This is a genomic window from Roseibium sp. MMSF_3544 (assembly GCF_030732845.1).
GTDB lineage: Bacteria > Pseudomonadota > Alphaproteobacteria > Rhizobiales > Stappiaceae > Roseibium.
The window spans coordinates 42,346-62,452 of sequence record NZ_JASHKA010000007.1 but is presented as its reverse complement, the minus strand read 5'-3'; the positions used below and the strand labels follow the sequence as shown (position 1 = coordinate 62,452).

Annotated in this window: 23 protein-coding genes, 1 tRNA gene and 1 pseudogene; 10 read left to right on the top strand and 15 right to left on the bottom strand. The window is 57.0% G+C overall.

The annotated features are described in order from the left end of the window. Positions 1-97: 97 nt before the first annotated feature. The gene (gene hisI, locus RBB47_RS11895; protein WP_305986017.1) at positions 98-574 is read right to left on the bottom strand and encodes a phosphoribosyl-AMP cyclohydrolase; all 477 of its coding nucleotides are present in this window, start codon (positions 572-574) and stop codon (positions 98-100) included. After that, complete coding sequence (gene folE, locus RBB47_RS11890) at positions 571-1,212, bottom strand: GTP cyclohydrolase I FolE (protein WP_305986016.1); 642 nt, start codon at positions 1,210-1,212, stop codon at positions 571-573. Before folE ends, hisI begins: the two co-directional genes overlap by 4 nt. A gap of 394 nt (positions 1,213-1,606) precedes the next feature. Between folE and RBB47_RS11885 the strand changes: the two genes are divergently transcribed. The 4 genes from RBB47_RS11885 to RBB47_RS11870 are packed head-to-tail and all read left to right on the top strand — an operon-like array spanning position 1,607 to position 4,454. Continuing rightward, positions 1,607-1,960 carry a nuclear transport factor 2 family protein gene (locus RBB47_RS11885; RefSeq protein WP_305986015.1) on the top strand — a complete coding sequence of 118 codons (354 nt, stop codon included), beginning with the start codon at positions 1,607-1,609 and terminating at the stop codon, positions 1,958-1,960. Positions 1,961-2,017: 57 nt separating this feature from the next. Then, positions 2,018-3,196 carry a GTP-binding protein gene (locus RBB47_RS11880; protein WP_305986014.1) on the top strand — a complete coding sequence of 393 codons (1,179 nt, stop codon included), beginning with the start codon at positions 2,018-2,020 and terminating at the stop codon, positions 3,194-3,196. Beyond that, positions 3,193-4,182 (top strand): GTP-binding protein, encoded by a 990-nt coding sequence (locus RBB47_RS11875; RefSeq protein WP_305986013.1) that lies wholly within the window; start codon positions 3,193-3,195, stop codon positions 4,180-4,182. Before RBB47_RS11880 ends, RBB47_RS11875 begins: the two co-directional genes overlap by 4 nt. Continuing rightward, positions 4,179-4,454, top strand: a complete 276-nt coding sequence (locus RBB47_RS11870; protein WP_305986012.1) for a nitrate reductase — start codon at positions 4,179-4,181, stop codon at positions 4,452-4,454. The genes RBB47_RS11875 and RBB47_RS11870 overlap by 4 nt, the downstream gene beginning before the upstream one ends. 188 nt (positions 4,455-4,642) lie before the next feature. Here the strand turns inward: RBB47_RS11870 and RBB47_RS11865 are convergent, their stop codons facing one another. The 7 genes from RBB47_RS11865 to RBB47_RS11835 form a co-directional block, all read right to left on the bottom strand. Next, positions 4,643-5,806 (bottom strand): S-(hydroxymethyl)glutathione dehydrogenase/class III alcohol dehydrogenase, encoded by a 1,164-nt coding sequence (locus RBB47_RS11865; RefSeq protein ID WP_305986011.1) that lies wholly within the window; start codon positions 5,804-5,806, stop codon positions 4,643-4,645. A 117-nt stretch (positions 5,807-5,923) separates the two neighbouring features. Then, entirely contained in the window at positions 5,924-7,186 is a 1,263-nt protein-coding gene (locus RBB47_RS11860) for a metal ABC transporter solute-binding protein, Zn/Mn family (protein WP_305986010.1), read from the bottom strand. An 11-nt stretch (positions 7,187-7,197) separates the two neighbouring features. Continuing rightward, positions 7,198-8,067, bottom strand: coding sequence for a metal ABC transporter permease (locus RBB47_RS11855; protein ID WP_305986009.1), 870 nt, complete (start codon positions 8,065-8,067; stop codon positions 7,198-7,200). Then, entirely contained in the window at positions 8,064-8,807 is a 744-nt protein-coding gene (gene aztA / locus RBB47_RS11850) for a zinc ABC transporter ATP-binding protein AztA (RefSeq protein ID WP_305986008.1), read from the bottom strand. Before aztA ends, RBB47_RS11855 begins: the two co-directional genes overlap by 4 nt. After that, positions 8,804-8,932, bottom strand: a complete 129-nt coding sequence (locus tag RBB47_RS11845; protein ID WP_305986007.1) for a hypothetical protein — start codon at positions 8,930-8,932, stop codon at positions 8,804-8,806. Before RBB47_RS11845 ends, aztA begins: the two co-directional genes overlap by 4 nt. Next, a complete protein-coding gene (locus RBB47_RS11840; protein WP_305986006.1) occupies positions 8,929-9,330 on the bottom strand; it encodes a Fur family transcriptional regulator in 402 nt (133 codons plus the stop codon). Before RBB47_RS11840 ends, RBB47_RS11845 begins: the two co-directional genes overlap by 4 nt. Before the next feature lie 196 nt (positions 9,331-9,526). Further along, positions 9,527-9,603 (bottom strand) — tRNA-Ile (locus RBB47_RS11835). Positions 9,604-9,927: 324 nt separating this feature from the next. Between RBB47_RS11835 and RBB47_RS11830 the strand changes: the two genes are divergently transcribed. Beyond that, complete coding sequence (locus tag RBB47_RS11830; protein ID WP_305986005.1) at positions 9,928-10,998, top strand: AI-2E family transporter; 1,071 nt, start codon at positions 9,928-9,930, stop codon at positions 10,996-10,998. Positions 10,999-11,115: 117 nt separating this feature from the next. After that, the gene (locus RBB47_RS11825; protein WP_305986004.1) at positions 11,116-11,877 is read left to right on the top strand and encodes an SIMPL domain-containing protein; all 762 of its coding nucleotides are present in this window, start codon (positions 11,116-11,118) and stop codon (positions 11,875-11,877) included. Positions 11,878-11,955: 78 nt separating this feature from the next. On the opposite strand, the gene RBB47_RS11820 is transcribed toward RBB47_RS11825, so the two are convergent. Together RBB47_RS11820 and RBB47_RS11815 are read right to left on the bottom strand one after the other, a co-directional pair. Further along, positions 11,956-12,933 carry an NAD(P)/FAD-dependent oxidoreductase gene (locus RBB47_RS11820; RefSeq protein ID WP_305986228.1) on the bottom strand — a complete coding sequence of 326 codons (978 nt, stop codon included), beginning with the start codon at positions 12,931-12,933 and terminating at the stop codon, positions 11,956-11,958. A 6-nt stretch (positions 12,934-12,939) separates the two neighbouring features. Continuing rightward, a pseudogene (locus tag RBB47_RS11815) lies at positions 12,940-13,068 on the bottom strand (NAD-binding protein); the annotation flags it as partial. Between the two features lie 102 nt (positions 13,069-13,170). Between RBB47_RS11815 and RBB47_RS11810 the strand changes: the two are divergent. After that, complete coding sequence (locus tag RBB47_RS11810; RefSeq protein ID WP_305986003.1) at positions 13,171-13,512, top strand: MerR family transcriptional regulator; 342 nt, start codon at positions 13,171-13,173, stop codon at positions 13,510-13,512. 41 nt (positions 13,513-13,553) lie between these two features. On the opposite strand, the gene RBB47_RS11805 is transcribed toward RBB47_RS11810, so the two are convergent. Both RBB47_RS11805 and RBB47_RS11800 read right to left on the bottom strand, forming a co-directional pair. Beyond that, positions 13,554-14,405 (bottom strand): ABC transporter substrate-binding protein, encoded by an 852-nt coding sequence (locus RBB47_RS11805; RefSeq protein ID WP_305986002.1) that lies wholly within the window; start codon positions 14,403-14,405, stop codon positions 13,554-13,556. A 287-nt stretch (positions 14,406-14,692) separates the two neighbouring features. Then, positions 14,693-15,214 (bottom strand): GNAT family N-acetyltransferase, encoded by a 522-nt coding sequence (locus RBB47_RS11800; protein ID WP_371932774.1) that lies wholly within the window; start codon positions 15,212-15,214, stop codon positions 14,693-14,695. A gap of 249 nt (positions 15,215-15,463) precedes the next feature. Here RBB47_RS11800 and speD point away from each other — a divergent pair, with 249 nt between their 5' ends. Together speD and speE are read left to right on the top strand one after the other, a co-directional pair. Continuing rightward, positions 15,464-16,021, top strand: coding sequence for an adenosylmethionine decarboxylase (gene speD / locus RBB47_RS11795; protein ID WP_305986000.1), 558 nt, complete (start codon positions 15,464-15,466; stop codon positions 16,019-16,021). Next, positions 16,018-16,890 carry a polyamine aminopropyltransferase gene (gene speE / locus RBB47_RS11790; protein WP_305985999.1) on the top strand — a complete coding sequence of 291 codons (873 nt, stop codon included), beginning with the start codon at positions 16,018-16,020 and terminating at the stop codon, positions 16,888-16,890. Before speD ends, speE begins: the two co-directional genes overlap by 4 nt. Positions 16,891-16,895: 5 nt before the next feature. Here the strand turns inward: speE and RBB47_RS11785 are convergent, their stop codons facing one another. Further along, a complete protein-coding gene (locus tag RBB47_RS11785) occupies positions 16,896-17,747 on the bottom strand; it encodes a LysR family transcriptional regulator (protein WP_305985998.1) in 852 nt (283 codons plus the stop codon). Between the two features lie 119 nt (positions 17,748-17,866). Between RBB47_RS11785 and RBB47_RS11780 the strand changes: the two genes are divergently transcribed. Continuing rightward, on the top strand, positions 17,867-18,874 hold the full coding sequence (locus tag RBB47_RS11780; RefSeq protein WP_305985997.1) for a DMT family transporter: 1,008 nt from the start codon (positions 17,867-17,869) through the stop codon (positions 18,872-18,874). A 59-nt stretch (positions 18,875-18,933) separates the two neighbouring features. On the opposite strand, the gene RBB47_RS11775 is transcribed toward RBB47_RS11780, so the two are convergent. Then, complete coding sequence (locus RBB47_RS11775) at positions 18,934-19,926, bottom strand: GNAT family N-acetyltransferase (RefSeq protein WP_305985996.1); 993 nt, start codon at positions 19,924-19,926, stop codon at positions 18,934-18,936. Positions 19,927-20,107: the final 181 nt, after the last annotated feature.

Genomic DNA, 20,107 nt, shown 5'->3' with positions numbered 1-20,107 from the left:
CGGGCGCAAGGAAGTAAGACAGTCTTTGCGTAATCTTCGCCGGGATACGGACACACGCCCATAGTGAGCGAATGTCCGTTTTCCCGGCGAACAGCCATCACAACTGGGTTGGGTTTGGAGCGTCACCATAGACCTCGACCGGGTCGAAGGCCTTCTCTGTCTCCTTGAAGCTCAATTCGATCGGCCCCTCATCTGTCGTCACCGGAACCGCACGATAAAAGCAGGAGCGGTAGCCGACGTGGCAGCTGGCACCACCTTCAACGGCGACGCGCAGCCAGACCGCGTCCTGATCGTCGTCAATTCGGATTTCGACAACCTTCTGGACAAGCCCGCTTGTCGCTCCCTTGTGCCAAAGGCACTTTCGGCTGCGGCTCCAGTAATGCGCTTCACCTGATCGGATCGTTCGAAGCAGGGCTTCTTCGTTCATGACGCCCATCATCAACACCTCGCCTGTCTCAGCGTCGGTGGTGACGACGGGCAAAAGACCGTTTCCGTCGAATTTGGGCGCCAGCAGCGCACCTTCTTCGACCTGTTCGACGGAAATCCGGTTCGCAAAAGGTTTGTTGTCCGTCACGCGCCCTGCCCTCCGCTGGCCACCGCGACAGAGGAGAGGAAGTCCCTGCGGAGCTCCGGATCCGTTTGAAAGGCGCCGAGAAGCCGCCGCGTCAGCATGGATACACCCGGTTTCTTGACCCCGCGGGTGGTCATGCACATGTGCGCTGCTTCGATAACGACGGCAACGCCGCGGGGTTGAAGCACTTCCTGAATCGTGTCGGCAATCTGGGACGTGAGCGTCTCCTGGATCTGAAGACGCTTGGCATAAACCTCCACAACACGCGCAATTTTGCTGATGCCGACAACCCGGTTTGCCGGAAGATACGCCACGTGCACTTTCCCGATAATCGGCACAACGTGATGTTCGCAATGCGACTCCAGCCGCATGTTCCGAAGCACGATCAAATCGTCGTAGTCGGCTGTCTCTTCGAATGTGCGGGCAAGCAGCTCCGCCGGATCGATCTTGTATCCCTCGAAAAATTCTTCATAGGCGCGCACAACGCGGGACGGTGTATCGACCAATCCCTCGCGATCGGGATCATCGCCACTCCATTCCAGCAAAACACGGACAGCAGCTTCAGCATCCGCGCGCGAAGGCCGGATCCCGTGTTCTTTTCTGTACTCTGCCATGGCCGCAACACTCGCAGCATAAGTCATACTATTCAAAACCTCTGTCGTTGATTTTCCGGGCTGAGTTGCTTTGTCTTGGCGCGGCATTCAATGAGCGCGCTTGCGCAAAAATCCGGACACTGGATCACTCACGCTATCGCCCGTTTCAGATAGAGCCCTTCTGAAGGCCGTTCTTTCCTTCGGGATAAGCAAAATCGAACTTCCTTGATTTGGACATGATACGATATAACATAACATTTCAAGATGGAAATGGCGCACCCGCCGATTCCGGTCAAGCGCGACAAAGTGCCGGATCAAACGTTTCCGATACCGTGTCGCCGGCAGGATCGTTGGGTGAAAATAGGGGCAAAATTTGGAACAGAGCCTGGCTAACCACGCAAATAATCGTGAACGTTCGCCTTTGGAACACGCGCGCGCAACCATGACAAAATGGACGGAAGCTGTGGCATCGGGTCGGATCGATGAGATCCTGGATCTTTATGCTCCAGACGCAATTCTCGTACCCACCTTGTCCAACGAAATCGTTGTCACGGAGGACGGGCGCCGCCGCTATTTCGAATTTTTCTTGACCGATGGCGGCCCTGACTGCGCGATCGACTTTGAGAAAATAAGAACCGACCGCATTCGCTGCACTGTCGCGATTGGCGGCATTTACACGTTTTGCTTTCATCGGCCCGCCGGGGATGAAACCGTGCCCGCGCGCTTTCTGTTCACCTTCGAAGAGATCGGGTCGCGCTGGCTGATCACCGGACACCACTCCTCACGCTGCGTTTGAAGCCAGCGTGGAGCTTTGAATGCGAAAAGGCGCACTAGACCAAGTGACTGGACCTTCATGAACACCCCCGGCCGCATACCTGTCATTTTGCTGAGCGGATTTCTCGGTTCGGGCAAGTCAACCTTGTTGAACACGTTTTTGAATGATCCGTCGGTTCAGGATACAGCCGTTATCATCAACGAATTCGGGGAAGTGCCGGTCGATCACCTGCTCGTGCGCCGGGGGGAAACGACAATCAGCCAGGTTTCGACAGGCTGCCTGTGCTGCTCGGACACGACAGACATCCACCAAACGCTTCAGGATCTCAGCAGCGCCGCTTTGGAGGGCGTGACGGGCAAATTCTCGCGCGTGATTGTCGAGATGAGCGGGCTTGGTGATCCGGCTCCGCTGGTCAACGCACTCTCTGGCGAAAAAAACGGGACTGAGCAACCGCAAGGTGACGCCAAATCCATTGAGTTTTATCTAGCCGGGGTTGTGACGCTGTTCGATGCGGTTGCAGGTGCAAGTTCGGTTGAAAACCACTTCGAAGCGCTCAAACAGATCGCTTTCGCCGATCGGATCGTCCTGACGAAGACGGACCTGGCGAGCAATCTGGAGACGCCAGCGGATTTCGCAGCTCTTTCGAACGAACTGCGAGAACTCAACGCAAGCGCCGAGATCCTGGATCGTCAGTCAGCAGATGTCTCAGCCTTGTTTTCTCCAAGACCCTACGCCGTCTTGGATCGCGGAGAAGATGTTGCCGGGTGGCTGGCATTGGAAGCCGCGCTGGCGCTTGAAGCAGGTCACGCCACCCGGACCGACCAGAAAAATGGCCAACTCAGACACGGGGCCGGTATTCGCACCTTCAGCATTGTCAGTGACACTCCCCTGCCCGAGCAGAAGTTTCGCCGGTTTCTTTCCCTCCTGCAGGATTCGGCAGGGCAGCGCCTGCTCCGTGTCAAAGGGATCGTCTCGACTGAAGCCACGCCTGAGGAACCGCTGATTGTCCATGCGGTGCAACATGTCGTTTCCAGACCCGTTCGGCTCCCGGCCTGGCCCGACGAGGACCGCCGCACCCGGCTCGTCTTCATCACCGACGGTGTCGATCCCGAGCCGGTGCGCGCACTGTTCACAGCCGTTATCGACGCCGTTCCGTTTTCCTTTTCCGGGTCCTTCAAAAAGGCAGGCAACGCCTTTTGGGCTTCGTTTACCCGAGCCTTCTCAACCCTCACCAGTATTTCTCGGAGGTCGCAATGAACGCTTTGCAGAGAACACCTGTCACCGTGCTCACCGGTTACCTGGGCGCAGGTAAAACCACCTTGCTCAACCGCATACTTTCTGAAAACCACGGCAAGAAATACGCGGTCATCGTCAATGAATTCGGCGATGTCGGCATCGACAACGATCTCGTTGTGGATGCGGACGAAGAAGTCTTTGAAATGAACAACGGCTGTATCTGCTGCACGGTGCGCGGTGACCTTATCCGCATCATCGAAGGCTTGATGAAACGACGTAACCATTTTGACGCGATCCTGATCGAAACGACAGGACTGGCCGATCCGGCTCCGGTTGCCCAGACCTTCTTTGTTGATGAAGACGTGCAATCCAAGACCAAGCTTGATGCGATTGTGACCGTCGTTGATGCCAAGCATTTGCTGGAGGAAATCGACAAGGCACATGAAGCCCAGGAACAATTGGCCTTTGCCGATATTGTCCTTCTGAACAAGATCGATCTTGTCAGCAGTGAGGAACGCGCCGAAGTCGCAAAACGGATCCGCAGGATCAATCCGACGGCACAGATCCACGACAGCGAACGCTGCCAGGTGGCGCTTGATGAAATTCTTGGGCGCAATGCCTTCGATCTGGACCGGGTGCTTGAAATCGAACCGGAGTTCTTAAAGCATTTCCATGATCACGACCACGACGATCACGTCACGAGTTTCTCGCTTGTGAGCGACGCTCCGCTCGATCCGGAAAGGTTCTTTCCCTGGATGCAGGCGATCGCACAAAATCATGGCCCCGACATGTTGCGCATGAAGGGGATCATCGCGTTTGACAACGATGACGACCGCTTTGTGATGCAAGGTGTTCACATGCTGCTGGAAGGCGATCATCAAAGGCCCTGGAAAGCGGACGAACCACGGACCTCCCGGCTCGTCTTCATTGGACGCGATCTGCCGCGCGATGCCATCGAAGACGGCTTCCGGCAGTGTGTCGTTCCGCGAGGAGTTGCTGCGGAATGACAAGGTTCCACAATCCGCTCGCACCAAAATTCACGCGGTTGAAAAACAGGTCGACGGAAATAAAGGGCTGGGTTCGTGAGCTGATGCAGCTGCCGGAAGATACAGCGATCACCGTCGCTGAACTCGCCTGCCGTGAAGAAGGTTGTCCCGACATCGAAACAGTGATCGGCGTGCTGGAACCGGACAAGCCCATCGTTACGATCCGGGTTCACACGACGATGGCTGACGTGACAAAGGCGGATGTCGCCGAAGCGGCGGACGTGAAGGCATGATCAGAAGGGCTATCGCCCTTAACACCGAGCCAACGAAGAAAGGCGCCCGATCTGATATTCGGCGCGAGGCGCTGAGGGTGCAGACACTGCAAGGAAGCAGACTCTTTCCTTGAAGCGGTTGAGCAGCGGGCGGTGCAAGACACCCGGCCCGCTGCTCATGAGACCCCTATAGAGGGAACGGTTTCGCCTTAAGCCGGAACAATTTTCCCGGGAAGCGAATTGACCGTCATTGTGTCGCTCGGGCGGAAATGAATGACCGACCGGATCGACTCGCCTGCTTTGAGAAGATCAAACGCCGTGTTGATCTGCTCGTGGTTCATGTGATGCGTGATATAGGGATCCACGCTGAAATCGCCTCGCAGCCATTCATCGACCATTCCCGGCAATTGGCTGCGGCCCAGGACACCGCCAAAGGCCGTCCCGCGCCACACCCGGCCGGTGACCAGCTGGAAGGGTCGTGTTGCGATCTCCTGTCCGGCGCCGGCAACGCCGATCACCGTGCACTCACCCCAGCCTTTGTGGCATGCTTCAAGGGCGGAGCGCATCAACTCGACATTTCCAACCGCCTCGAATGTGTAGTCCAGGCCGCCATTGGTCATCTCGACCAGGACGTTCTGGATCGGCGTGTCATAGTCCTTCGGATTGAGGCATTCAGTGGCCCCGAGCGCCTTCGCAAGCGGGAACTTTGCCGTATTGATGTCAATGCCGATGATCTTGGAAGCACCGTTCAGCACCGCGCCCTGGATCACCGCCATGCCGACCGCCCCAAGGCCGAAGACAGCAACCGTCGCACCGGCTTCGACCTTTGCGGTGTTGCGCACAGCGCCGATACCGGTCGGAACCGCACAGCCCATAACGGAGGCCTTGGAAAGCGGCGCGTCCTTGGTGATCTTTGCAACTGAGATTTCAGGCAGCACGGTGTATTCGCTGAACGTGCTGGTGCCCATGTAGTGAAGGATCTGCTTGCCCTTGTAGGAAAAGCGCGACGTGCCGTCCGGCATCAGCCCCGCGCCCTGGGTCTTGCGGATCGTCTGGCAAAGATTGGTTTTGCCCGACTTGATATAGGGGCAATCGGGATCTTCCGGGATGTAGAGCGGAATGACATGGTCGCCCGGTGCGACCGACGTGACACCCTTGCCAACCTCTTCGACGATACCACAGCCTTCATGGCCGAGGATGCACGGAAACAGGCCCTCCGGGTCTTCACCCGAAAGGGTGAAAACATCCGTGTGGCAGAGACTTGTCGTCACGATCCGGACAAGCACCTCTCCCTCTCTGGGACCTTCGAGGTCAATTTCCTCGATTTCGAGCGGTTGGTTCGGTGCCCAGGCAATGGCAGCACGCGTTTTCATTTTGGACCTCCCTGAATAGATGAATGCAAAAGTTTTGAAAGGACGGACCGGTCGTCACTGCCACCGTTCAGGATCGCAGAACGACCGGTCTCGCCAAAGTCACGACCTCATGTCGCCTCAGGACCCGAGCGCGTCCGACAATGTCTTTGCGTTGTGACGCATCATGTCGAGATACGTTCCAGCCGGGCCGTCACCGCCCGACAGCGCATCCGAGTAAAGCGTCCCGCCGATCGTCGCACCTGTCTCGTTTGCAATCTGCTCGAGCAGCCGGTTGTCGGTAATCGACTCCACGAACACGGCAGAGATGCCGTCTTCGCGGATCTGGGTGATCAGCTCGGCAACATCAGCGGCTGACGGCTCGCTTTCCGTGCTGAGGCCCTGCGGTGCTTCGAATGTCAGTCCGTAATGGTCTGCAAAATAGCCAAAGGCATCATGGGACGTGACGACCGTCCGGCGATCTTCGGGTACGGCTGCGATCATCGCGTCGATTTCAGCTTCGAGCGCCTTGATCTCTGCGACGTAAGCTTCGCGGTTTTCGTAGAAAACGCCTGCATGAGCTGGGTCGGCCTTTGCGAGCGCGGCAGTGATGTTGTCGACATAGATCACCGCATTGTCGAGGCTCTGCCAAGCATGCGGGTCAAACGCCCCATGATTGTGACCGTGGTGGTCGTGGCCAGCGTGGTCATCGTGACCATCTTCTGCCTTGGCATGTTCCTCATGCTTGTCATGATCGTGGTCGTCATGGTCCGCATGTTTTTCGTGATCGTGATCGTCGTGGTCGTGCTCGGCTTCGGCATGTTCCTCATGCTTTTCATGATCGTGGTCATCATGATCCGCATGTTTTTCGTGATCATGGTCGTGATCGTGTTCAGCCTCTGCGTGTTCCTCATGCTTTTCATGATCGTGGTCGTCATGATCCGCATGTTTTTCGTGATCGTGGTCGTCGTGATCATGCTCGGCTTCGGCGTGATCATCACCATGGTCGTCATGGTCGTCGTGGTCGTCGTGGTCGTCGCCCTCTTCAAAAGGAATGGCCTCGATGCCGGTCGTGGCAACGACAAGCGTTCCCTTGAAGTCTGCCGCCTCGGACAAGCGCTCCAGCCAGCCCTCAAACTCAAGTCCGTTTACAATCAGCACATCCGCTTCGCTCACGGCGCGTGCGTCCTGGGGAGTCGGCTGGTAGACGTGCGCGTCGCCATCCGGGCCGACCAGAGTGGTCAACTCGATATGATCGCCGCCGATACGCTCGACCATGTCGCCCAGGACGGAGAAGGTCGCGACAACATGCTTATGATCATCTGCCCAAGCGATCGTTGGGGACATCAGGGAGAGAGCGACAAGAGCGGTCGCGGACCTCAGGACGGTTCTGCGGGACTTCATGAAATTTCCTTTCAGTTCTGCAAGGGCCGGCGTGGCAGCACCTGTGCGATGAGACCACCTGCCGGACCAAGCACCAGGGACACCGCGTAGACGATCCCGGCTACGAGGATGATCGCTGGCCCGGACGGCAAGCTGTAGTGGTAAGAAAGCAAAAGGCCGCTCAGGCTCGACAGAAATGCGACGGCGATCGCGACAAAGATCAACCCGCCGATGCTGTTGGCCCAGAAGCGCGCGGCAGCGGCCGGCAAGATCATGATCCCAACGGCCATGAGCGTACCGAGGGCGTGAAAACCGCCAACGAGGTTCAACACCACGAGCGAGAGGAAGGTAAAATGTGTGACAGCGCTGAGCCGGCTGACGGAGCGCAGGAACTGCGGGTCCGCACATTCCAGAACAAGCGGTCTGAACAGGACAGCAAGGATCAGAACCGAAATGCTGGCGATTGAGCACAACAGGATGAGCGCCGCGTCGTTAAGCGCCAGAACCGTGCCGAACAGCACATGCATCAGATCAACATTGCTGCCGCGCGTGGAAACAATCAGAACGCCAAGCGCAAGGGAGATAAGATAGAACGCTGCCAGGCTGGCATCTTCGCGCAAGGCCGTCACGCGGGTCACGAGGCCAGACAAAAGCGCCACGGCCATCCCGGCGATCAGTCCGCCAATGGTCATGGCGCCGAGCGATAGCCCCGCCACGAGGAAACCGACGGCGGCCCCCGGCAGGATTGCGTGAGCCATCGCATCTCCGGTCAGGCTCATGCGCCGGAGCATCAAAAACACGCCCACAGGCGTCGCGCCCAGCGAGACCGCGATACATCCGAGCAGTGCGCGCCGCATGAAGCCGAAATCGGCGAACGGTTGAATGACAGCTTCCCAGATCATGCCGCATCCCGCCCACAAACGTGAGGTGGCCCGGCACACGCCTCGCACATCTGGCGGGCACGAAACTGGTTTTCAGCGGTCATCACCTGTTCGGTCGGCCCGTGTGCCACGAGTTCGCGCGCCAGCATAAGCGTTTCGGGAAAGTGAGCACGAACGGTTTCCGCATCATGCAGCACAGCCAGGACCGTGCGTCCTTCCTTGTGCCAACTGCGAACAACTTCGATAAGATCGGCCATCGTACGGGCATCGATTGCGGTGAAGGGTTCATCCAGCAGCACCAGATGAGCGTCCTGCAGGAGAAGCCTTGCAAAAAGTGCGCGTTGCATTTGGCCGCCGGACAGCGAGCCGATCGGACGCGACTCAAGCCCTGTCAGACCCACGGACGCAATGGCGGCATCGACGCGCGCCCGCTGCTTTTTGCCGAGCCAGCCGAATGGCCCGATCTCACGCCACAATCCCATGGCCACGAGATCGACCACAGACAGAGGGAAAGAACGGTCGATGTCGGACTGCTGCGGCAGATAGGCAATGTCGTCGCGCTCCAGCGAACCGAGATCCACCTTACCTTGCAAGGGCGCCAGCGCGCCCGTCACGCCCTTGAGCAATGTCGACTTGCCGGCGCCGTTTGGTCCAACGATCGCCGTAAGGCTGCCTTCCGCAATATCGGCCCGAAGCTGTTGCACGGCAGGAAGCCGGTCATAGCCTAACGTGAGGTCTTTGAACGCGAGAGCAGATGTCATAAGGCCCCCGGTGTCGATGTTGCCCAGTAAAAGCCGGCCCAGAGTGCGGCCACAACAATAACCGCACCGATGAGCCGGGCACCCGCTCCAACGAGCAGCAGTCGCAGTGATTTTTGGGCGCTCATGACTGTGCCTTCCTCGAACCACAGGAAGCACATGTGCCGTGCACTTCGATCACATGACGCATTGGAGAAAATCCGGATTTTCCGATCACGCTCGAAAGGTCTTTCAGAATCTTTGGGGCGACGCTCTCCTCGACAGCGCCACAGTCTTCACAAATTGACAGGATCGATGTGTGCTGGTGCTGGCCGCACTGGCAGGCAATAAAGGCGTTTAGGGATTCCACTCGATGCACACGCCCGCGTTTCGTCAGCGCCGACAGCGCACGGTAAATCGTCGGCGGCGAGATTTTTTCATGGGTCTCGCGCAAGGTTTCCAGAACGTCATAAGCTGAAATCGGAGTATGGTGCCGGTTCAGAACCCGAAGGATCTCTGCCTGCCACATTTCTCCCCGCGTATTCATCAAGTGCCTCCAGCGATCCTGCTTCTGCGATTACGTTACTATATAACATTGCGCGATCAGGCAACTGGGATATTCGATTGCGGAGAGTCCGGCAAAAAGAGCAAAACGACACATGTCCGCCGAACGCTGGCGACACCCGAGCATTCAGGCGTGAAACACCCAATATTTCGATTTGAATTCAGATACATAGGAAAAATGGTGGGCCCGGAGGGACTCGAACCCCCAACCAATCCGTTATGAGCGGACGGCTCTAACCAATTGAGCTACAGGCCCACGGCACGGCTTTGACACATAAGCTCTGCCGTGCACGGTTTCCCCTATACCACGGCCTGAGGCCGGAGCAAGTGCTTTGCGGCGGGAAGCTTAAAAAGGTCTTGGAAACGCGTTGCTCTCCCGTCACCCGATCGATCGACCGAAGGATTGGCCGATTGCGCGAACGACATCGGTGAGCATCGCCGACGGCATCTCCCGCCTGCTTTTGCTGTTCCGATCAATGCCTTCTTGGAGAAACCGGCTTCCGTTCCGGTGCCGCATGGGGTCTAAATGGGTGCGTTCCATGTTGCCAGAATCACACGAATTATCGGAACCGGAGCCGCAATGCGAAGTCCCCTTGTGTCCTTGACGCTGACCGTTCTCCTGGTTTGCATGATCGGGTGGCTGCTTGTGGTCGGCCGCTCGCTCCTGCTCCCCTTCGTCATTGCGCTCATCGTCTGGTATATGATCAATTCACTGGCGCACGTCTTTGAAAAGATCCCGATCGGCCGGTGGCGCCTGCCCGGGCTCGTATGCTTCACCCTCTCGTTGCTGACGATCTTCGCGGTCTCGACCGTCGTGCTCGATATCGTCGCGGTCAACCTTTCCCAGCTTGCCCAGGACGCGCCGACCTATCAGAGGCGTCTTGAAGAACTCTTCAACCAGATTTCGTCGCATCTGGATCTGAACGATCCGATTGAAATGAAGGATCTTTTGCCCGACTCCGTGGTCCCGCGCATGGTCACCGCCGGTGCCAGCCTCGTCACCACGCTTGCCGGATCCGCCAGCCTGGTTTTCATCTACGTCTTGTTCCTGGTTCTGGAACAATCCACCTTCGACAGAAAGTTTGAGCGGCTGTTCGCCTCGCCCGAGCGCGCCAAGGCCGCCTTCGCGATCCGCGCGGAGATCAACCGCTCGATCATGCATTATTTCTCGATCAAAACCGCCGTTTCGGTTGCGACTGGTGTCCTCACCAGCCTCGTCCTGATCCTGATCGGCCTGCCCTACGCGGCCCTCTTCGGCTTCATCGCCTTCGTGCTCAACTACATTCCGACCATCGGCTCGCTGATCGGTGTGATTTTCCCGAGCCTTCTGGCGATCGTCTATTACGACACGCTGGCGCCATTCTTTGCCATTGCCACCGGCCTGGGGCTCATCCAGTTTGCGGTCGGTAACCTGATCGAACCGAGATTGATGGGGTCCAACCTCAACCTGTCAGGTCTTGTGATCATGCTGTCGCTTGCCTTCTGGGGGGCGATTTGGGGGATCGTCGGCATGGTCCTGTGCGTTCCGCTGACCGTGATGATCGTCATCGTCTGTGCGCGTTTCGAAGGATCAAGGCCAATTGCCGTCCTCCTGTCCGAAACCGGCGATGTCGGCATTCGGGAAAGCGACCCGCCGGCTGGTGCCGGGTGACAAGCTCTGCGTCGAAGCCCTTGAAAATGAACGAAAGCTGAACCGGCAAGCCTTATCCATGCCTCAATGGCCAACAATCTTCCCGGCCAAGTCACAATGTCTTGAAAGGACCTCCGCATGACCGGACCAATAACCAATTATCAGGCCAATCCGTTTGCCTTTGCGCGCAAGTTCGCGCTTGCCGCCATGCTTGGCGCAGCCATGTTGACGACCGGTGCCGCCCAGGCCCAGGAAACGCCGGTCGCGGTGGGCAGCATCACCATGGACGGACGCGGCACGGTTTCTGTCGCCCCCGACATGGCGGTGATCTCCACCAATGTGGTTTCGACTGCCAAGACGGCCGCCGATGCGTTGTCTGAAAATTCGGCGGCGATTTCCAAGGTGATTGACGCGATCAAGGGCGCCGGCATTGAAGCCAGAGACATCCAGACAAGGGGATTTGGAATCTATCCTCGATATGAGCGCATCACCGGCAACTCGGATCGCCAGCCGAACATTATCGGCTACGAGGTCCGCAACGGTGTCGAAGTCAATGTCCGCGATCTGGCCAAACTCGGCGGCCTTCTGACGCTCGTCGTCGACAGCGGCGCCAACTCCGTCGATGGCATCCGGTTCGAAGTCAGCGATCCGAACGAAAAGCTCGACGAAGCCCGCAAGAGAGCCGTCGAAGCCGCACGCCACAAGGCGGAGGTTTTCGCCGCTGCAGCGGGTGTCGAACTCGGCAACATCATCACCATTTCAGAAACCGGCACCCAGATGCCGCGCCCTTTGATGATGCGCGCTGAAAGCATGATGGCTGCGAGCGCCGAAGCGGTTCCGATCGAAGCGGGTGAGGAAACAATCGCCGCCAATGTCACTATCCGCTGGGCGTTGAAGTAACGGAAGAAACTGGTCCTTTCCGGAGTGTGCCGAAGCCGCTCCGGAGAGGCCCTCCGTCCGGACCAGCCAAGAGACCCGTCAGGATTTCGCGCGTGCGTTCGACGCCGCTCCGAGGTTTTTCCGGTATTTTGTCAAGAACATATCCGCACCCTTGATCTTGCTGGTCACCCAGTTTCCGGCCGTAAACAAAACCAGGAACGAGCTACCGATCACCGGCCCGAGCGGCAACAGAATGGGCGCCCTGCCCCAGGGTGCGTAGGGCTTGATGTCCTCGATGGCTCTGCCGCTCATCAACGCTCGCAGCGTTTTGGCGAGCCAGGGCACTTGCCGTGTGATCGCAACGATCGTCATCGCGTCTCCATTGTCCACGACGTCGCCGGCTGCAAACACATTCGGCAAGCTCGAGGGACGCATCCGGCCGTCGGTCGCGAAGCGGCCGGAGCGAGATTTCCGGATATCCGGCAAAGTTTCCAAAAGACGTGTGTTCGCATGCGATCCAACGACCGGAAAAATGAGATCCGCCAACAGCTCACGGCCGCTTGAAAGGTCAAGAATACCGGCATAGGGCTCGTCTGTGTGCTCAAGGTTTTCCGCTTTTGCGCCGAAAATGATCTCAACACCTGCTGCTTCCAGCTTCTGCTTGAGAGATCTGCCCAATGTTGCCGGCTTTACCGGCATCAGTCTGTCCGTGTTGCAGACGAGGATTATGCTTTTGTCCGGCATTGCATGCGCAATCTCGCCGGCCAACTCGATGCCGACGGCACCAGCGCCGACAATCGCGACGGTCTTTGCCGAGACCAGTTGCGCATGCACGCGGGCATTGGCCTCTCGCAAGGCTTCCACATCGCCGTCGACCGGCTTGAAGGGAAGGCTGTTTCTCGATCCGGTCGCAACGACAACATAATCGCCCTCAACGCGCGACCCGTCCTCCAAAGTTACGCCTTGCGCATCAATGGCACTAGCGGTGCCCTGAACGAACGCCCCCCGCGTCAGCAACTTGTCGTAGGGAATAAAAGCGCGTTCAAGAATGGCAGGATCTGTGACGGCCCGGATCATGGCGGGCGCATGAACAAAATAGGGTGCCCGCTCTATCAGCGTCACCTCGGCCTCTTGCTCCAGCGACTTGGCAAGTTCGGAGCCGAGATACCCGCCTCCGATGATAACGATACGACTGGACATGTCTCGATCTTCCCAGGTCTGCTGTGTCGGACGATTGCAAAATCTGTAACGATTCCCATCTAATCATGATAAAACAAAAAACAATAGACCATTGTCCATGGTTTGGAGTTAATGATGAAAATCGGTGAACTCGCCGAAAGGTCCGGTGTCACGCGTGACACGATCCGCTTTTACGAACGAAACGGGCTTATTGTTTCAACGCCCGGCAACAGCGACACCAACAATTACCGGGATTATCCGGAAGAAAGTCTGTTCAGGCTCGGATTTCTGACAAAGGCGCGCGAAGCGGGTATGTCGATTGCCGACCTCAAGGACATCGCCAACGCAATGGAAGGATCTTGTGACAAGGACGTGGCCAAAGAAGTTTTTCGTGCGAAAATCGCTGAGCTTCAGGACCGGGAAAACCAGATCCGAAGCGTCATATCCTTTCTTCAGACGGATCTTGAAACGCTGTAGCGGGAAATTCGAAAGAAAGTTTGCTAGAGCCTGAGCCACGCTCAGGAGCCTGTCTTGTCCTGAGGGTTCGATATTGCGGAGAGACCGTCCTCAGAGCTGAAACGCAGCGAAATTCCAAGCTGCTCGCTCCACTTCTTTGCCGCGTTCTCAAAAAAATCCGTCTGCTTCAGGTCAAGATAGGCATTTTCCCAGCGGGCAATGACGTCCGGATCGCTACCCTTTGAGATCATCAGGAAGGACGGTGACCGCCGGACTGCGTGAACCGGTTCCACCCGGTCTGCGTCTTCGCCCAGATCTTTCAAAATCACAGAGGCCTGGAGACTGGAGGTAATCCAGAGATCGACACGCTCGGCCAAAAGCATCCGGGCACCGGTTTCGTGGTTTTCCGTATCGACGGTCTGAACGCCAGCTTCCTCTAGCAAGCGCATCTGCCAGGATCCGCGTACGCCGGCAACGGTGAGGTCTTGAGCTTTCACGGCATCCAGATCGTCAATTGACAGGTTCGCGCCGCTTTTTGCCATCAGCGCATGGGTCCACATCACGACTGGACCGATGAAATGGAAGCCATTGCTGACCCGCTCTTCCGTGCGCCCCGCGGTAAACAGCATCACGTTCGGCTCGGATTGTGCAATCAGGTAGCCCCGTGCCCAAGGCAGTATTTCGACAGGCGTATCGAGCTGGAGCTTTTCCTTCAGCGCTTCGATGACGTCAATGCTGATGCCTGCAGGAGATCCGTCCGGCCCGACGAAATTGGATGGTGGCCAGGGTGATGTGATGAGCCTCAATTCTTGCGATTTCGCTGGTCCGGCCATTGCAACAGCCAGGCAGACCAAAAACGCGACAGCGAGCACACGAAAAACCATCCCGCTACCGGGGGCTGCGTCCAGCCTCATGGTCACTCGCCTGGCAGTTCCAGTCATTGCGCACAGTCTTTCCGTTTTCTCAATCATGAACGAAAGCAAGCACGCGAAAAAGCCTCGCTTGCCGCTGTCCCGTCACTTTAATGAAGGCAACTCGCAAATTGCGGGCGTATGAACGCTTCAAGTCAGCAGGAGGTTGCCAACGCGCTCGACAAAAGATGATTGGATATTCGCAATAATCACGATTGCTCAGTCGGGTTCGCGATCGCGATTCACGGGCGGACTGCGGCTCGATGCCAAAAAAATCGACTTACAGCCCGTCACAAACGTCTGTACCACACCTGCATGGGCTTTTCGGTCTCTTCATGTTCGCCGATGTCCAACCAGGGGAAGGTCACGATGGCGTCTTGCAGTTTCTCGTAACCGCGTTTCTTCCAGAAAGGATCAAGGGGCCGATAGTTTTCAGGCTTCATCGGGTGATTGTCGGGACGAATGACGGCACAAAAGGCAGCCTGGTCATAACCCAGCCTTCGCGCATGGGCCTCGCGCTCATCGAAAAACCGGTGCCCAATTCCGTGACCGCGATAAGCAGGTTCAAGCACGGATTCCGCCAGATAGAAGATTTTGTCGGGATCATAGCCCCGTTCCTTTAGCGGCGCCTGGAAGGCTTCGAACTCATCTCCAAGGGGTTCTCCGGTCGCCGCACCAACCAGCTTGCTGCCATCATAGGCGCCAACGATCAACGCCCCGTCCGTCTCCAGATAGCGCTGAAGGTACTTCGCCTCGTATTCCATCGACCCTTCGTAGAGATAGGGCCAGTCGTGAAAGACTGATATCCGCAATCTGGCGAGATCGCCCAAAACGTTTTTTAAATCTTCGCCGCTTAAATTCTTGATCTGAAGCGTCACAACTAACCCTCTCTAACGGCAACAGGATTTGACCAGCGAGATGTCAATGCGCGGAATGCGCACAACTTTCACGAGATTCTTTAGAAAGATTTTGCAGATTTCCCATTGAGATTAAACACCCTTTTCTGTAAGGAGTGCGCTCCGGAAATATCCCGGGGACATCTGCTGGTTTGGGAGAGCGATATGGAAAGCAACGCCCTCTTCGAACTGGGGATGGACTTGGAGGCTCGTGTAGCAGAAGACGCAAACAGCGTTGCCGAGCCGAGAAGCACCACCCAGAAGGAAGAAAACGTTTCGACCGCGGTCGCTGGCGTTTACGCAGACGACCGCCTGGATCACTTCATTCAGAAGGAAGGGATCCACTGCGCTGGTGCGCATCTGATAATTGATCTTTACGATGCCGAAAGGCTCGATGACCTGCCCCATGTCGAACAGGCGCTGCGCACCTGTGTCGAAGAAGCCGGGGCGACACTGTTGCACATTCACCTGCATCCGTTCGAACCGACGGGTGTGTCCGGCGTGGCCGTGCTCGCGGAGAGCCACATTTCCGTGCACACTTGGCCGGAGGCCGGATACGCAGCTTTCGACGTTTTCATGTGCGGTGACGCGCAGCCGGAAAAGTGCGTTGCGGTGCTTGAGAAGGCGTTCAATCCAGGCAAAACAGCGGTCTCCGAACTGCTGCGCGGACGGGAAGTCGCCCACCAGCTGTCCAAGCCGCACACGCTGGAAGCAGCCGAATGAAAAACGGCCTGGTTTTCAACGAAACCCTCTATCCCGGCGTTCAGGTCAGCTACGGCTGCGACGAAATACTTTATCAGGAAAAAACCGAGCACCAGGATCTGGTGCTCTTTTCCAATCCGGTCTTTGGCAAGGTGCTGATGCTGGACGGGGTGACACAGGTCACGACGGCTGACGAATTCATCTACCACGAGATGATGTCGCATGTGCCGATCCTTGCCCATGGCGCTGCCAAGACCGTTCTGATTGTCGGCGGAGGGGACTGCGGCCTGGCCGAGGAGGTGCTCAAGCACGCATCGGTCGAAAAGCTGGTCCAGGTCGAAATCGATGCATCGGTCGTCGATTTTTCAAGAGAGCATTTCGGTGATTTCAACCAGGGTGTTCTCGACGATCCACGCTTTGAGTTGGTGATCGCCGACGGCATGCAATTCACGGCCGAAACCGAGCGCCGCTTTGACGTTGTGATCGTCGACAGCACGGATCCGCATGGGCCTGGCGCGGTGCTTTTTTCAGAAGAATTCTATCGCAACATTCACCGCTTGCTGACAGCGGGTGGCGTTCTAGTCACCCAGAACGGCGTGCCGTTCCTGCAAAGGGACGAACTGGTGACAAGCGTCGAGCGGTTCGCACGCATCTTCAAGGATGCCGCCGCCTATATCGCGGCGATCCCGACCTATTTCGGCGGTCACATGACCCTCGGCTGGGCAACCGACAATCCCGACTTGCGCAGGCACGCTGTGTCCGTCCTGGAAGAACGCTTCGGCTCGGCAGGTTTTGAAACGACCTACTATACGCCCGAGGTTCATGCGGCCGCGTTCGCGCTGCCAAAATTCATCCTGGACGCGGTCGAGGAAGGCCGGGCAAAGGCCTGAGCGGCTTACACATTGCCCGCAATCTGCCTGAGACCCTTTATGGCCGTTTCCACAGCTGCGGCATCAATCGGGTCGTTTCTGTAGACCAGATAGGCTGGCCTTTTCAGCAACGGGGCCGCATCCAGCCGGAACAGCTTTCTCTCGTCGAGCAGCTCCCTGACGACCCTCAGCGGGAAATAGCCCGATCCGCCGAACTGCAGGATGTACTGCAGCCCCAGGGCACCAAGTCCGACGGTTACGGCAGCCGTTTCCGCGTCCGGAAACGCTGCAGCGTGTGCCTCCAGATAAACGTCGCCCCAGTCCACGAACACAAAGTCCTCAATCCAGCCTGACGACATCTCCCGCTCTCTGGTACTCACAAGAACAAGTTCGTCATCCAGCAGCTTTTCGATCGTCAATCCGGTCGTGTGCCGTGGCTGATACATGATACCGATATCCATCAGGCCATCGGACAATTTCGACATCTGGGCAACGGAATAGTCCGCCTGGATGTCGAGCGCGATATCAGGGGCCTGCCGGCGCATCCAGGCCATCCAGTCGACAACCAGACTGTCCCAGAAGCTGACCTGCGTTCCCAGCGTCAGGACGCCGCGAAACTCCGGCCGCAGCGTCACGGTTTGCAGTGATTTTTGCCAAAACATCTGAATGTTGGCAGCGTGAGACAGGAACTGATGACCTGCAGCGGTCAATCGGCATCCGGAATGCTCACGTATCAAAAGCGCATGACCCAAAGCCTGCTCGAGCATTTTCAACCGTGCACTCACGGTCGACTGGGTGACGTTCAAAATGTCGGCCGTTCGATTGAAATTCCCGGTCTTTGCCAGGACGAGAAAGGTTTTGATCTGGTCAAGCGTCATGCGGGAGTACGTTCTCTAATCGGAATATTCGATTGATCCTATCATACAATTTCGTTTTTCAGATTGACTGTTGAAGCTCATCATTCGCCTCTCAGCTTATTCGAGACGGTGGTTCCGGCATGGCTTCCAATCCCAACGCCAATCTGCTCAAAGCGGCAATGCCGCAATCGGGAACGGATGCATCAGTTCAAGGAATTGTACTGATCACGCTGGGCATCGGCGTCTTCAGCATCCAGGATGTTTTCATCAGAGTGCTCGGCGATACCTATCCCGGTTTTCAGATCATGTTCATCCGGGGGCTCGTCGCGATCATACCCATTTTCGTCTTCGTTATGTTCAGCGGTGGATTGCAGACACTGAGAGTGGCTCATCCCTGGCTGAACATCCTGCGCGGCGTCCTGGCCCTCACCTCCTACACCTTGTACTACATGGCGTTGCAGGCACTGCCGCTTGCCGTTTCAACCGCGCTCTTTTTCGTGGCCCCGTTGATCGTTACGCTGTTGTCGGTTCTGTTCCTGAGGGAAACAGTGGGCGTTCGGCGCCTTGCCGCCGTTCTCGCAGGCTTCATTGGGGTTATGATGATCGTGCGTCCTACCGACGGAGCTGTTTCCATGGAAATGCTCCTGCCCGCTCTGGCGGCTTTGGCATACGCAATCAGCATCATAATTACGCGTCACATCGGCAGAAATCAGACCGGACCATCGCTCGCGTTCTACGCGATGCTGAGCTTTATCGCCGTCAGCGGGCTGGCAGGACTGTTCCTGGGATCCGGGTATGGCGCAGCGTCCTATCACCCGAGCATCGACTTTTTGCTTCGCGGATGGGTGTTGCCGACGTCCGGCGACATGTTCCTGATTGCGATTTGCGGTGTGATCGCGGCCTTCGGCTTCTATTGCCTTTCGCAAGGATACAGGGTTGCGCCCGTCAGCGTGGTGGCGCCTTTCGAATTCGTCGCGATGCCGCTTGCGGTCTTCTGGGGCTTTCTGGTCTGGTCGGAAGTGCCTTCGCCGCTCACCTTTTCAGGGATCGCGGTCATCATTGTCAGCGGAATCTACGTCCTGCAGCGCGAGGCGCGCCCTGACACAAAACGCCTGACCTCAGGAAAAGGCGTTCGGCTAAGGTTGTGAACCTGCAAAAGCAATTCGGGCTCCGGCACAGACAAGGCACTGGCCTCGATTGCTTCCGTTCAAATGCCTAATGATTGCGTCTGGCCCTTAAAAGAGGAACCGTCTCCGGTTTTGGGCAACTTATAATCCGGCAATATCGACAAGGTCTTCTTGACCGCATCCTTTAGCCCACGCTTCGTTCTGTGCGCAGCCAGATAAAGGGTACCGACCGGCGACATCGGTTCTTTCACAATCACTCTGTGCAACTCATCGACCCCGAAGCGTCCTTTGTAGTTGGCTTTTCCGGGGCCCAGATTGTAGGTGCTCAAACCGTTTGCATAGGCCCATTCGATTTCCAGCGCCATGGTTACGACACCGGGAGAGTGGCGCGACCAAGGACCGTCGGCAAAAGATGACAGCTGCGCATTCATGACGCCGTTTTGAATCAAGGCGAAGCTGGTCGCGATCCAGTCGTCATTGATACGGATACCCAGAAACAACGCTTCTTTCTTCGGGCATCTTTGACGAGCGATAGAACGAAACAGTTTCTGCCGCCGGGGGTCGGCCATGCCATCCATCTTCCCGATGGCCTGAAAGCGGACGCGGCGATGCTCGAACATTTTGTCGAAGGCCGCATCGATGTCGCCCGTTTCCGTGAAATAGTCAATTTCAGCGCCGAACTCCTTCTTCATTCGACGCATCTTCTTCAGAGACTGTTTGAACGCGCTGTTGCTTTTCCGATAGCTCTCAAATTGTTCTGCCAGGAGGGGTACGCTGTAAGTCACTTCGCAGGTGCGCGGCGACTTGTCGAGAAGCGGCTGTACACCTTCCAGCGCACCGGCGCCGATGCTCCAGTTCTTGGACTTCAGAACATCGAACTTGGAGGCATACTCCAAAAATGCGATTGTTGCCTGGTCTGCCGCGGTGCTTTCGGAAAACACGTCTGGACAGTAGATCGGTCTGGCGTAGTCGATCACGTCGTAGTCCAGGGTTTCCAGAATACGGAGATTCAGCCGCCTTCTCTCGACCATGGACATGATGAGAACAATTCGATTGTCGGCCTGGTCGCGCAATGCAACGTAATGCGGTTTGTGCGACCCGCTTTCAAAAAAGGCGTTGTGCACGGCAGACACGTAATCATAGCTTTGAAACGCAGTCCCCGTTCCGGTTTCCGCAAGCCTGTTCCAGGCGTCTACAAGACACTGGTCGTCAATCGACGAAAAACACTCAATTGAAAATCGATTTTGTTTCATG